The organism is Arcticibacter sp. (assembly GCF_045629565.1).
Lineage (GTDB): Bacteria > Bacteroidota > Bacteroidia > Sphingobacteriales > Sphingobacteriaceae > Arcticibacter.
In genome coordinates, this window is the sequence record NZ_JAZQRL010000127.1 from 46,782 (window position 1) to 59,092 (window position 12,311).

The window sequence follows — 12,311 nt, forward strand, 5'->3', positions numbered from 1 at the left end:
ATGTTCAAAGAAATATTCAGACACTACCAGTGGGATCGGGAAAAAGCGAGCATTCTCGGTAAAACAGCTTCTGATGTAGAGCGGGTGCTCACGAAAGACAAGCTAAGTCTCGACGATTTCAAAACGCTTATTTCTCCTGCAGCGTTACCTTTTCTCGAACGCATGGCTAGGAAAAGCCAGCTACAGACGCAAAAACGGTTCGGCAAAACCATTCAAATGTATATCCCGCTGTATTTGAGCAACGAGTGTCAAAATATCTGCACCTATTGCGCTTTCAGCCTGGACAATAAGATTAAACGCAAGACCCTGAGCCCCGCTGAGATACTTCGTGAAGCCAGTATAATTAAAAGCATGGGATATGATCACATTCTTCTTGTAACAGGAGAAGCCAACCTAACAGTAGGTGTTCCCTACCTTAGAAGTACGCTACAACTACTAAAACCTTTTTTTTCCAGTATTTCCATGGAAGTGCAACCTCTTGACGAAACCGACTATGCCGATCTCATTCAAGAGGGACTTAACACCGTCTTAGTTTATCAGGAAACATACCATCGGGAACGCTATAAAGTGCATCATCCGAAGGGGAAGAAGTCAAACTTCGACTACCGCCTTGATACACCTGACAGGCTCGGAAGAGCTGAAATACATAAAATAGGTCTGGGAACGCTCATCGGTCTGGAAGATTGGCGAACAGACTGTTTCTTCACAGCTCTGCATCTCCAGTATCTCGAAAAAACCTATTGGAAAACCAAGTACTCTGTATCATTTCCAAGATTAAGACCCATTCAAACGCTCGAAAATGATCAACCAAAAGCAATAAATTCACTCAACTATATGAGCGACAAGGAGCTAGTCCAACTCATCTGCGCCTGGAGACTATTTAATGAAAACCTGGAGATTTCTATTTCAACGCGTGAAGAACCAGCTTTTCGCGATAACGTTATAAGCCTCGGAATCACCAGCCTCAGTGCGGGCTCAAAAACTAATCCGGGTGGCTACTCTTCCGCTACCGATTCTCTTGAACAATTTGAAATTTCTGACGAACGCAGCGCAGACGAGATAGCTCAGGTTATCAGACAACGGGGATACGAACCCGTATGGAAAGATTGGGATAAAAGTTATAGTTAGTTTTTTCTACATTTAACACATGAACACAAACATGTCATGGCAGGTGCTTGAAGAGAAAGATGTGTCGCCGAGCAGATGGTTCCCGATATTGCAACATAAAGTAAAAATGCCCAATGGTACAATTATCGATGATTACTTCTTTTCCCCAATCGGCAATGTGGCTATGGTGTTACCGCTCACATCGGATGGAAACTTCATACTGGTTAAGCAATATAAACATGGCCTGCAGGACATCTTTCTCGAGCTTCCCGGCGGAATGCAACAGAAAGGAAAGAGTATAGAGGCCTCAGCAGTTGCAGAACTCGAAGAAGAAACCGGAATCAAAATTACTTTAGACAGATTAATTCCTTTAGGGAAGATAGCCAACAACCCAACAAAGACAAATCAAATCACCTATGGCTTTCTGGTGAAAGATGCAGAATTCAATTCCGTCCAACGTCTTGATACAACAGAGCAAATCGAACTGATGGAACTTTCGCCGTCAGAAACTATCGAACTCATAAAAGATGGTTCTATAAGAACTTCCGATACTGTAGCCCTTATCTTTAAAGCTTATCTCGATCATCCGGAGATCTTCGTATAGATAGCTCAGAAGATCGAGCTGTAACAAACACCCAATTCTTCTGCAATGTATAGTTGAACCCCAGCGAAACAGCAACATCCGTTAGTATTCTGCTCAAGCGATAGTCCATTTTCAACGATTCTGTTAATCCGAATGTCCCTACTGACTTAAGCATAATGCTCCCGAGCACCACGATACAAAAGCGAAAAAGCTGAGTATCAATGGAGCTGTTTTCCTGATTTTTCACCCTGAACGTCCACTTTCGATTAATGGAAAAGTTCACTAAAGCACCTATAATTCCACCCAGTGCAATGGATAGCGTATAGTGAACCCCGATAACTTCAGTAAAGAAGATCATAATCAAAATATCGACTATGCCTCCGGTGAACGCCGAGAACTGCGCTTTAAAAAAAGTCATCAAGCTGTTCTTTCTAATCATTTTGAATTCAGCAGAGCAGCCTTCTCTGCCAGGTCACGCTTATCACCTAACTGCAATAAAGCACGGGTATCAATCAAATTAATTATAAAAAGAGCCGCACACATCACAACCCCAAACCACTTCATTGATCCGACGAAAAGGACTTCTGAAATTAATACCGCACAAATGATGAACCGAACTTCAGTAGGACCAAATATCCCTGAGTCAATTGTGTATTTATCGGTAATCTTATAGCGTACCTGAGAAATAATCATTGCCCAGCCATAAAAAGCAACAAAGAGAAAAGCGACAATCTCAAACTCATTCTTAATGTAGACCAAAAAGCCAAATCCCATAAGAATAGTGCTTATCCAGTCCATAATGATATCCAGTGAAAAACCGTACCACTTCCTCGGAATATTACGATAATACGCAATCCGGCCATCCAGTGAATCTCCAAACCAATTAATGAATAGCCCCCCTATTCCAACAAGCAGATACGCCACATCAACGTAGGTTGCCATCAAAAAACCTGTGAGTACAAGCAAGCTTCCCACCAGGCCAACACCTGTTAAAATATCGGGAGTTATAAACTGGGGCATTCTGGAAACAAGCCAGCTGATAGCCTTCTGCTCTGTACTTTTTAAGATATTAGTTCTCTTCCTGTCCTTAAAAGTTCTTTTTCTATCCTCAATTTGCTTTTCCAACGTCGCCATGGATAGTTCTTCTTTATTCATAATGTAACCTTATATAATAAAAGGTGTGCAAAAGTAACAATAATAGGTTCAATCTCAAGCCATAGAGCAACTGATTAACAGAAGCACCTCAAACGGAGCCAAGCGCCGGTAGCTTCCAAACTAATAAGCTGTTCAGCCAAGGATTTCTTTAGAGCAAATAAAAATTTCATAAACAATTTCAACAAGGGACGGTTACTTATGAACATTTAATAACCTAACAAAAAAAACATAAATCATGGCGACTACCTCAAAATCAACGAAGAAAAAACCAACCGGCGTAACAGGAAAAATGAAAGACTCTGAATTTCATAAATTCTTTGTCGATGGACTGAAGGATATTTACTGGGCAGAGAAGCATCTTGCAAAAGCTCTTCCGAAATTACAGAAAGCGTCAACCAGCCCTGAACTAGCAGCAGCATTTGAAAAACATACTGCTGAAACTGAAGAGCACATTGCGAAAGTGGAAGAAGTATTCAGTTTACTTGAAGAAAAAGCATCTGCTAAAAAGTGTGATGCAATGGAAGGTCTTCTCGAAGAAGCTACCAGCATGATAGAAGACACTGAGGAAGGCACAATGGTGAGAGATGCCGGTTTGATCCTCGCAGCTCAAAAAGTTGAGCACTACGAAATTGCTACTTATGGCTCATTAAGAACGTTTGCAGAAAACATGGGACATACCGATGTGGTGAACTTGCTTTCAGAAATTCTTGAAAACGAAAAAGCTACAGACGTTGCTCTTACAGAGGTTGCCGAGGGATTCGTCAACGAACAGGCAGCTGAAGAATAATATCAAACCTACATATAACAGGCAGGACTTAATATCCTGTTTGTTATATGATATAGTCATTCAATATCCTCTTCGCACTGTCCCCCCAGCGCTTAACTAGATCATTTAGTCTGATCATCAGATCTTTATTATTCATCTGTTTTCCTTTTGCTGGTGCTTTAATCAAATTCTTATCCACCATCTTATCAGAAACCTGAGTTGCAAACCAGGTTACGTTCTCATAAGGAAGAGCCACTCCCAATATCATACCAGGCAAGCCACCAAATGATTCTGGCCCTCCCGAAACCGTAATTTCATCCGTATAAAACGCTACCACATAAATTGAATCAAGCATTAGACCGTTGGCTCTCCGACACTGATAGCCAGCAATTTCCCGGGTTTCACCTGTCAATTTCCAGGTGATAGGTCTTATACTATCCTTAATCAGATACGTTTCTTCAAATACCTTTTTTTGAAGAACAGATGATCGGGTTGCGAAATCAGTAAAAACTACATTAGGTTGGTTATTATTGGGATCCCCATACATACTGTTTTGCGCTGTAACAGTAATGGGGATGGGTGTATACAAGCTTCGGTCAGCCGCAAAAATAAGATTGCTCTTAACTGTCAGAAACTGAGGCTGGCTTTTCACAAATTGATCGTAATACTTAGACATGTAGGCCTCATTTTCCTTATCGATACTTTTTTTAACCTTGGCATACATGTTTATTTTTTTTTCGAACTCGACAACTCCCTCACTAACAAATCTCGCATGCTGTGCCATACCGGGCAAGGTGCTCACAATCGATGCTATTAACATAAAAACATACCGTTTAATCATTTCTTTATACCTCCACCCATTTTGTTAAAATCCCAGATAGCTGATACCATATAATTACGTCTGATGGTATTAAACCTGTTTTCTATCACCATATTATTGTTTGCGCTCCTATTGATCCCTTTATTTTGGTTTAATAAATCATTCCCACGTATAGCAAGGCGGAACGCTTCGGATTTAAAGAACTTCTTCTCAATCCTCGCATCTATAATCATGCGCTCAAAGTCATCATTAAAAGATTGTGTCTTTTCCCTGAACTCATAACGTGAGTTTGAGCTTATCTGGAACTTTCCGGGAAGATACACTGCGAAATCAGCATACGAATTGAACACGAATCCGTTGTTGTCTATATCTTGTTGAAGCGAGGACTCATTCGTACTATATCCAGGTCTGAACGAAAACGAGAACTCATATTTCTTTTGTTTGTACTGGGAGATTCGCAATCCAGCATGGTAATTATATGATTTCGTCTTATTTAACACTGTATTCACATAATTATAGTACGTATTCCCATTCATCCCTAATTCAATCCCTACATTAACATTTCCGATGAGTTTCTGGCTATAATAAGCGCTGAGGTCAAGGCTGGAAGGTTGTTTATTAGTCAAATTCACCGACTGGTATACGTTACGTCCCGACGAGTCGGTAAGCGTATTCTGGACTATTTGGTTCGAGGTAAAATTATAGGAACTGTAAAGATAGATATACTGTTCACTCATGATCTTGTATGAATTGAAGTATACTTCAAACCTATTTCTGTACGATGGCTTTAGATCCGGATTTCCCACTACTACATTCAATGGATCATCATTTACCCGTATCGGCTGAATTTGGCTGATGGACGGTTGAGACGTGTTTCCAGTATAATTAACTCGCAAAGACCTTTGCTGAGAAAAACGGTATTGGTACGTCGCCTGTGGGTTCCAGTTGATAAAGTTGCGAGAGTAAGTCGTGCCATCATAAAGGTCCTTCTGTCTAAAATCCACTGTACTGACCTTTGACCCGAAATTAAAGATTGCCTTATCCTTCTTATAATTAAAGACCGCTCCTCCCTGATGGTTCGTTTCGTCAACCTCAAAGTTGTTGCTAAAAAGCGTATCCAGAAGATTGTATTGTCCATCACCTGACATATTATACGACCTCCTGTCAGCTGCACTAGATCTTAAATTGAAACCGTAATTAACAACCAAAGATAATGCAGAACTCAGCGGCTCTGTATATGTCAGATTCGTTCGGAAAAACGAGTTCTCACTATCATTCAATTTCAACTGATCAATGTTCTGTACACTCTCACGGTTTTCGTTCTGATCAAAAAACTCATTCACAGAATTAAGGTATCCCGAGGTCTTATTCTGTCGCAAATCCTGGCTGGCTAGAAATGAGATAGTGCGCCCTGTCTTCTTAAACTTTTTTGTATAAAGCGCGCTGGCTGAAAATTGCTGTTCCTCCCCATCATTGGTATTCCTGCGTGTCCCGGTGTTTAGCAGCGTGCCACTCCCCCGATAGCTTTCCGTAAGATTAGCCTCCCGATTCTCCACGTCAGACTTCCCCCCTTCCACAATAAATTTCAAGGTTGTAGACGAATCGAGCTTAACCTCATAGGTAGCATCGATTTTCTGCCGGAAGGTGATATTGTTGTAGTCCCTGGCGGCGTTACTGTTGATGATCCCCGTTGGAAGGTTATTCTGGGTAATCGTGCTCGAGTTGCCGTCAACTTCTAAATGAGAGATCTTATAATTAGTATTAATCGACTGCTTGTCGTCATTCCACTTTGTGTCATAATGCAGTCCCCCATTCCTCGAGATAGGTATCCCTTGCCCGTTATAGTCAGACCTCTCACCCGATATATAAACACCACCTCCATCGCTCACCTGTACGCCACTTCCATACTTACTGGCATCTTCCCAGCCAAGACTAACAGTCCCGTCATTCCCACCCAGACCGTAGGCCGCAAACTTCTTCTTTCCCTTAAACACGTTGATCATTGCCTGACCGCGATAAAAGTCATCAGTACCGACACCGGCCTCCAGCTTTCCGAAATAGCCACTTTTCTTATCTTCCTTAAGTTTGATATTGAGGGTTTTTGTTTTCTCTCCATCATCTATGCCCGTAAAAGTAGCCTGGTCGCTCTTCTTGTCATATAATTGCACCTTATCCACCATATCCGCACGGATATTTTTTGTCACTAGAGTAGGATCATCTCCAAAAAACTCCTCCCCGTCAACGAGTACTTTTCTAACGGTCTCGCCTTGTGCAGTAATCTTTCCATCTTTATCGACCTGAATCCCAGGAAACTGCTTTAACAGATCTTCTACCCTGGAATTGGGTTGAATTTCGAAGCTCCCGGCGTTAAACTCGGTAGTGTCGCCCTTTACTTTTACAGCGACAGCTTTTGCCTTCACGAGCACCTCTGCTAGCAGATTTGCCTTCAGGATCATTTTCAATGGGCCTACGTCCTTCACTTTTTGCAAAGAATCGATCTGAATATATTCCACGTAGTCGGCGTATCCAGGATACGTCAACAACAATATATTTTTCCCGGCTCTGAGCTTGCTCAGTTCGAATTCACCAATGGTGTTTGTTCGTCCGAAATCTGTGAGAATGGAGTCTTTAGCACTCATTACGCTTACTGAAACGTTAACCATTTTTATGTTAGAGGCAGTGTCTATGACTGAACCTTTCAGTGTATATCGTTGTTGGCTAAAAAGTGGTAAAACAAAAAACGAGCAAAAAAAGATAAGGAAGGTTAATTTCATAAAGGTTAATAAGGTTAACAATGATAGAAATAAATGTTGGTGATTCAGCACCATTATTGTTAAAAATTGTTAATCATTCACTTAACTTATTGCTTATTACCGAATGGCTTATGGAACCTGAAAATGAAAATATTCCCGCACAACGAGAGGGTATAAAAACGGATACCGTCTCATCAATAAAACACCGATCTGAGAAAGAGGCTATCGAACATTTCCTCATCGTGAAGGCCCGCCTTCTCAACATATCTGAGTGGGATAAAGTCTGTGGGAAAGCATCCGCGGTTTTTAAGTTAACGGATGCTGATGGGAACCCTGTAAACAGGAAACCCATCCGAGGTGACCACATCAGAATAGATTTACCGGCTCCGAAGACAGATGAGGGCGACGGTTTTGAATGGGTAATGATCGAACAGGTAGACGACCAAAGCGGTTTTTCAAATGAAGAATACCTGTCCATTAAGGTACATCCTGCAGATAATCCCCTGAACAACAAAGAAGCAGTCGCCCATTTCTTTGAACCTGAAACAAGCTCAACCTTTGTTGTCAAGAGAAATAAATCCACCATACAGGCTGAAGTGCACGGCCGCAACGAAATGCCCAATACACATACAGATAGCGTATGGGGTAGAATAAGAAATATGATCGTCGCAGCAGGCGCGATGCTGGGGGTGTCCAAGCTACAGTGGAAAAGCTTGGTTGAAGGACTTATAAAAAAGAGTTAATTAAAATGATCATCGATTTTAAGCCCGATTTCATCGGCTAAAGGCTGCTCAGCCTTACCCTCTTCCCAAATCCATCGCTTGATGGTATGCCGTTTAAGCTTACCCAGATCCTTCCCGTCCAGCGAGACAGTGAACGAAGCTTCTGTATGTTTTTTATGATATACAGGACTGATGAGGTAGCGGTGTTCCTCACCATTTTGGATGATCTGGACCTCAAACGGCTCGTCAAAGTGCGAAATCATATCTTTATGCTTTAATATCAAGCTTTTGCAAGTCTTTCCGTGGAGGACCGGTTAGCACCTTGCCGTCTATATCGAAGCGCCCACCGTGACAAGGGCAATCCCAGCTTTTCTCCGGGCCATTCCACTTTACAATACAACCGGCATGCGTACAAACCGGATCTAAAGCATGTATCATGCCTTTCCCGTCCTTGTAAACCGCAACCTTCCTATCCTCATACTTGACAACCGTTCCGGAATCGGCAGCCAGCGAACTCACAGAGTCCAGCTTCGAAATCTTGACGCGGTCTGCTATGTAGCGATACGCAACATCGGCATTCTCCCGCACAAATTCTTTGAAACCGGCCACCGGCTTTAGCCGTGCAGGAGCAAACAGATTGCTGAACGGGCTATCCTTTTCCAGCAAAATATCTTTCAACAACAATCCTGAAAAGCTTCCCCATGTTATCCCATTACCGCTAAACCCTGTCGCCGTATAAATACCTCTATCAGCAGAAGGCAACTCCCCTATATAGGGCAGACCATCAGCAGATTCATAATATTGGGCAGACCATCGATAATTTACAGATCTAACCCGGAAGTGTTCCTTCAGATATTGTTCCAGAGCTGCAAATGATTCCTCTGGCTCCCCATGCCCAGTTTTATGATCTTCGCCTCCCAGGATAAGATACTTCTTTCCGCCCATCTCGTGAGATCTGAAATAATGATAGGGATCTTTCATATCGTAAACCAGCTCGTTAGGATAACCTTCTTCTAGTTGAGCAGCCAGCACATAACTTCTGTATGGAGCGCACCTCAGATGCAGGATATTTATTCCGGGAGGGATATGGGTAGCATACACTATTTTTCGGGCACGTAAGTTCAATCGTTCGCATCGGAGAGCATGAACCTCATTCTCAAGCTTCGTCTCCTCAACCTTGTTATTCTCAATTAAGAAACCTCCCCCGGCAACGAAAGCATGAAGTAGGCCATTAATATATTTTATCGGATCTATCTGAGCCTGGTTTTTAAAAACGATGACCGACTGATAATCCAGCGGTATCGGCAAATGATCCGCTTCTGCCACATCCACACCCGCACGCTTAGACGCTGCAAGAATTTCGTTTAAACTTTGCGCTTCCGATTGATCCTCCGCAAAAAGATAACCATCTCTAAAACTGAAGTCGCAGTCTATATTATACTTCTTAACATTGTTATAGATTAAGGCTATAGATTCCATGGTTGCTGCCGCGACAAGCCTGGCATTGTCCAAACCAAAGTCCCTTTCAATAATATCATAGGAAGTATCCAACATCGTGTTTATGTGCGAGGTCGTGCCCCCTGTTGTACCGAAGCCTGGCGTCTTTGACTCCGTAATAACGCAACGCAAACCAGCTTCCTGCAGCAGCAGGGCAGTCGTCAATCCGGTGATACCTGCACCTACAACAACAACGTCAAAGATTTCAGAGGCAGCCCTGTCTTCTGAACTTGCAGTCGCTGCGCTCAGAACATTTTCCTGCCATAAGCTCTTGGTTTTCGCATCTCGTAAGGTGAAATTTTCTGGTGTCTTGTCTGATGTCATCATATCAATAGGTTGTTTTCTATAAACACACAAGCCACAATAAGTTTTTCAACATTTGCATCTTACGCATTATCACTCCGCAAATTGCCGTTCGTTCTAAACAAAGCCGCAGGTTCGTTTGTCTGTAATCTACCTATGAACCACCTAATGAACAGCAAAAGACCTAAGATCTTTACCTGGCACATCCACGGTAGCTACCTTTTTTACCTTTCTCAGGGAAACTACGACATTTTTATTCCTGTCAGGGAAGAGAAAACCGAAGGATATTACGGGAGGGGCGAAACATTCCCGTTCGGAGACAATGTCCATGAAGTACATGTCGACGATATCGCGAAACTGGATTTCGACTGTATCATCTTTCAAACCAATAAAAACTATCTTGAAGATCAGTACGAGATCCTGACAGCTGAGCAGCGGGCGCTTCCCAGGATATATATTGAACACGATCCGCCCCGTCAGCATCCTACTGATACCAGGCATGTCGTCGATGATCCGGAAGTCCTGCTCGTGCATGTTACTCACTTCAATCGCCTGATGTGGGATAATAACAATACCAGAACCCGGGTGATCGAACATGGTGTAACCGTCCCCGACATTCCGTATACAGGAGAAATTAATAAAGGAATCGTTGTTATTAACAATTTGCCGAGCCGCGGCCGTCTCCTTGGACTCGACATTTTCCTTGAAGTCCGCAAGCATGTCCCCCTTGATCTGATCGGAATGAACACAGGGGAACTGGGGCTGGGCGAAGTACTTCACCCCCAATTACCAGAGTTTATCAGCAGGTACCGCTTCTTCTTCAATCCAATTCGCTATACCAGCCACGGTCTGGCGGTTTGCGAAGCCATGATGCTGGGTCTCCCAATAGTCGGAATGGCCACTACAGAACTTCCCACCGTAATAACTAATGACATTAACGGCTTTATCCACACTGATATTGACACACTGGTCAAAAAGATGCAGCAGCTCCTTCAAAATAAAGAATACGCTGCACGGCTGGGTATTGAAGGTAGAAAAACGGCACTGAACCGCTATAATATCGAAAGGTTTACACACGATTGGGAGCAAACAATACGGGATGTTATACAAACCAAAATAGCGTAACCGACATGCGTAGTAAGGCTGTATTTATGGATAAAGACGGCACTCTGATTGTAGACGTGCCGTTCAACGTTAATCCTGATCTCATCCGGCTCCAAGCTCACGCCATAGAGGGCCTGAAGCGAATTAAGCAACTTGACTACGAGCTGATCGTTATAACCAATCAATCCGGTGTTGCCCATGGATATTTTGAAGAATCTGAGCTCAGGCAGGTGGAAGAAAAGCTCAGGGAACTTTTAGCTGAACATGATCTTTCGCTGGACGCATTCTATTATTGCCCTCATCACCCCGAGGGTAGTGTTGGGCGCTATGCAATCGACTGCGGGTCCAGAAAGCCACAGCCAGGAATGATCTTAAAGGCTGCGGAAGATAGGAACATAGACCTCAACGAATCATGGATGATCGGCGATATCCTCCACGACATTGAGGCCGGAAACCGTGCAGGCTGCCGCACCATTTTAATTGATAATGGAAACGAAACCGAATGGATGATGAATGATTTTAACCATCCCGACTTTACCGTCAGAACCATCAATGATGCCGCTACTAAAATATAACAATATACTCTGCATCCGCCCCGATAACCTGGGCGATTTACTGATGAGCTCTCCCGCCATCAGGGCACTTAAAGAAACGTTCCAGGCAAAAATCACCGTACTAACCTCTTCAATGGCGGCCGGAGCTGCTCCTTTAATTGCGGAGATAGACGAGGTTATGGTGTGCGACTTCCCCTGGGTAAAAACAAGCACCCCGGATGACCAGGGATTTTTGAACCTCATTCCCCTTGTCAGAGAGCGCAATTTCGATCTTGCTGTCGTATTCACGGTGTATAGCCAAAACCCGCTCCCGGCAGTAATGCTCGCGTACCTTTCAGGCATTCCTTCCAGACTGGCCTATTGCAGGGAGAATCCCTATGAACTGCTCACGCATTGGGTGCCTGACAGAGAGCCTTACACCTACATTAAGCACCAGGTTAGGCGCGATCTCGACCTTGTTGCCAAACTGGGAGCGTCTTCTTGCAATGAAGCGCTCAGGATCAGGGAGGATCAATCTGCTCAGGAGCAGGCCTTGAGCAAATTACTTCAAGCAGGAGTCAACATACAGCAACCCTGGTTAATATTCCATGCCGGCGTTAGCGAGCAGAAGAGGGCCTATCCCAATCACCTATGGATAGAGACAGCAAAGACCGTTATCAACAGCATGAACTACCAGATCCTTTATACCGGAAGTGCCAAAGAGAAACCGCTGACGGATCAGCTGGCAACCGAGACCGGCAAAAACTCCTTTTCCCTGGGCGGATGGTTCGTGCTCAACGAGTTCGCTGAACTGATTCGCAAGTCCCCCCTTGTAATATCCGTCAACACAGGTACCGTTCACTTGGCAGCGGCGACAAACACTCCTGTGGTCGTTCTTTATGCGTTGACTAACCCTCAGCATGCGCCCTGGAAAGCCTTGGGGCAAATCCTGCCGTTTAGCCCGCCCC

13 protein-coding genes are annotated in these 12,311 nt (G+C 43.6%); 7 read left to right on the forward strand and 6 right to left on the reverse strand.

Going from position 1 to position 12,311, the window contains the following annotated elements; genetic code table 11:
- Both thiH and ACKI5J_RS18675 read left to right on the forward strand, forming a co-directional pair.
- Complete coding sequence (gene thiH / locus ACKI5J_RS18670; RefSeq protein WP_407431249.1) at nucleotides 1–1,128, forward strand: 2-iminoacetate synthase ThiH; 1,128 nt, start codon at nucleotides 1–3, stop codon at nucleotides 1,126–1,128.
- Between the two features lie 19 nt (nucleotides 1,129–1,147).
- Nucleotides 1,148–1,711, forward strand: a complete 564-nt coding sequence (locus ACKI5J_RS18675; protein WP_407431250.1) for an NUDIX hydrolase — start codon at nucleotides 1,148–1,150, stop codon at nucleotides 1,709–1,711.
- Here the strand turns inward: ACKI5J_RS18675 and ACKI5J_RS18680 are convergent.
- Together ACKI5J_RS18680 and ACKI5J_RS18685 are read right to left on the reverse strand one after the other, a co-directional pair.
- Nucleotides 1,674–2,108 (reverse strand): GtrA family protein, encoded by a 435-nt coding sequence (locus ACKI5J_RS18680; protein ID WP_407431252.1) that lies wholly within the window; start codon nucleotides 2,106–2,108, stop codon nucleotides 1,674–1,676. The genes ACKI5J_RS18675 and ACKI5J_RS18680 overlap by 38 nt on opposite strands.
- 17 nt (nucleotides 2,109–2,125) lie before the next feature.
- A complete protein-coding gene (locus ACKI5J_RS18685) occupies nucleotides 2,126–2,845 on the reverse strand; it encodes a CDP-alcohol phosphatidyltransferase (RefSeq protein ID WP_407431254.1) in 720 nt (239 codons plus the stop codon).
- A 235-nt stretch (nucleotides 2,846–3,080) separates the two neighbouring features.
- On the opposite strand from ACKI5J_RS18685, the gene ACKI5J_RS18690 reads away from it, so the two are divergent.
- Nucleotides 3,081–3,632: a ferritin-like domain-containing protein gene (locus tag ACKI5J_RS18690; RefSeq protein ID WP_407431256.1), complete on the forward strand. Its 552-nt coding sequence runs from the start codon at nucleotides 3,081–3,083 to the stop codon at nucleotides 3,630–3,632.
- A 43-nt stretch (nucleotides 3,633–3,675) separates the two neighbouring features.
- Here the strand turns inward: ACKI5J_RS18690 and ACKI5J_RS18695 are convergent, their stop codons facing one another.
- Together ACKI5J_RS18695 and ACKI5J_RS18700 are read right to left on the reverse strand one after the other, a co-directional pair.
- The gene (locus ACKI5J_RS18695) at nucleotides 3,676–4,431 is read right to left on the reverse strand and encodes a GLPGLI family protein (protein ID WP_407431258.1); all 756 of its coding nucleotides are present in this window, start codon (nucleotides 4,429–4,431) and stop codon (nucleotides 3,676–3,678) included.
- Nucleotides 4,432–4,448: 17 nt separating this feature from the next.
- A complete protein-coding gene (locus tag ACKI5J_RS18700) occupies nucleotides 4,449–7,094 on the reverse strand; it encodes an outer membrane beta-barrel family protein (protein ID WP_407431260.1) in 2,646 nt (881 codons plus the stop codon).
- 131 nt (nucleotides 7,095–7,225) lie between these two features.
- Here ACKI5J_RS18700 and ACKI5J_RS18705 point away from each other — a divergent pair, with 131 nt between their 5' ends.
- Nucleotides 7,226–7,927 (forward strand): hypothetical protein, encoded by a 702-nt coding sequence (locus ACKI5J_RS18705; RefSeq protein WP_407431262.1) that lies wholly within the window; start codon nucleotides 7,226–7,228, stop codon nucleotides 7,925–7,927.
- Here the strand turns inward: ACKI5J_RS18705 and ACKI5J_RS18710 are convergent.
- The gene (locus ACKI5J_RS18710; RefSeq protein ID WP_407431264.1) at nucleotides 7,924–8,169 is read right to left on the reverse strand and encodes a hypothetical protein; all 246 of its coding nucleotides are present in this window, start codon (nucleotides 8,167–8,169) and stop codon (nucleotides 7,924–7,926) included. The genes ACKI5J_RS18705 and ACKI5J_RS18710 overlap by 4 nt on opposite strands.
- A gap of 4 nt (nucleotides 8,170–8,173) precedes the next feature.
- Entirely contained in the window at nucleotides 8,174–9,730 is a 1,557-nt protein-coding gene (locus tag ACKI5J_RS18715; RefSeq protein WP_407431266.1) for an FAD-dependent oxidoreductase, read from the reverse strand.
- 144 nt (nucleotides 9,731–9,874) lie between these two features.
- Here ACKI5J_RS18715 and ACKI5J_RS18720 point away from each other — a divergent pair, with 144 nt between their 5' ends.
- From ACKI5J_RS18720 to ACKI5J_RS18730, 3 genes are all read left to right on the forward strand, one after another.
- Complete coding sequence (locus ACKI5J_RS18720; protein WP_407431268.1) at nucleotides 9,875–10,831, forward strand: glycosyltransferase family 4 protein; 957 nt, start codon at nucleotides 9,875–9,877, stop codon at nucleotides 10,829–10,831.
- 5 nt (nucleotides 10,832–10,836) lie between these two features.
- Nucleotides 10,837–11,385 carry a D-glycero-alpha-D-manno-heptose-1,7-bisphosphate 7-phosphatase gene (locus ACKI5J_RS18725; protein WP_407431270.1) on the forward strand — a complete coding sequence of 183 codons (549 nt, stop codon included), beginning with the start codon at nucleotides 10,837–10,839 and terminating at the stop codon, nucleotides 11,383–11,385.
- Nucleotides 11,363–12,311, forward strand: a 949-nt coding sequence (locus tag ACKI5J_RS18730) for a glycosyltransferase family 9 protein (protein WP_407431272.1), incomplete at its 3' end; no start/stop codon positions are given. The genes ACKI5J_RS18725 and ACKI5J_RS18730, both read left to right, overlap by 23 nt.

Coding starts and splice junctions, on each gene's coding strand:
- ACKI5J_RS18720 (WP_407431268.1), top strand. CDS start 9,875: ATGAACAGCAAAAGACCTAAGATCTTTACCTGGCACATCCACGGTAGC.
- ACKI5J_RS18675 (WP_407431250.1), top strand. CDS start 1,148: ATGAACACAAACATGTCATGGCAGGTGCTTGAAGAGAAAGATGTGTCG.
- thiH (WP_407431249.1), top strand. CDS start 1: ATGTTCAAAGAAATATTCAGACACTACCAGTGGGATCGGGAAAAAGCG.
- ACKI5J_RS18715 (WP_407431266.1), bottom strand. CDS start 9,730: ATGATGACATCAGACAAGACACCAGAAAATTTCACCTTACGAGATGCG.
- ACKI5J_RS18710 (WP_407431264.1), bottom strand. CDS start 8,169: ATGATTTCGCACTTTGACGAGCCGTTTGAGGTCCAGATCATCCAAAAT.
- ACKI5J_RS18695 (WP_407431258.1), bottom strand. CDS start 4,431: ATGTTAATAGCATCGATTGTGAGCACCTTGCCCGGTATGGCACAGCAT.
- ACKI5J_RS18680 (WP_407431252.1), bottom strand. CDS start 2,108: ATGACTTTTTTTAAAGCGCAGTTCTCGGCGTTCACCGGAGGCATAGTC.
- ACKI5J_RS18725 (WP_407431270.1), top strand. CDS start 10,837: ATGCGTAGTAAGGCTGTATTTATGGATAAAGACGGCACTCTGATTGTA.
- ACKI5J_RS18685 (WP_407431254.1), bottom strand. CDS start 2,845: ATGAATAAAGAAGAACTATCCATGGCGACGTTGGAAAAGCAAATTGAG.
- ACKI5J_RS18700 (WP_407431260.1), bottom strand. CDS start 7,094: ATGGTTAACGTTTCAGTAAGCGTAATGAGTGCTAAAGACTCCATTCTC.
- ACKI5J_RS18690 (WP_407431256.1), top strand. CDS start 3,081: ATGGCGACTACCTCAAAATCAACGAAGAAAAAACCAACCGGCGTAACA.
- ACKI5J_RS18705 (WP_407431262.1), top strand. CDS start 7,226: ATGATAGAAATAAATGTTGGTGATTCAGCACCATTATTGTTAAAAATT.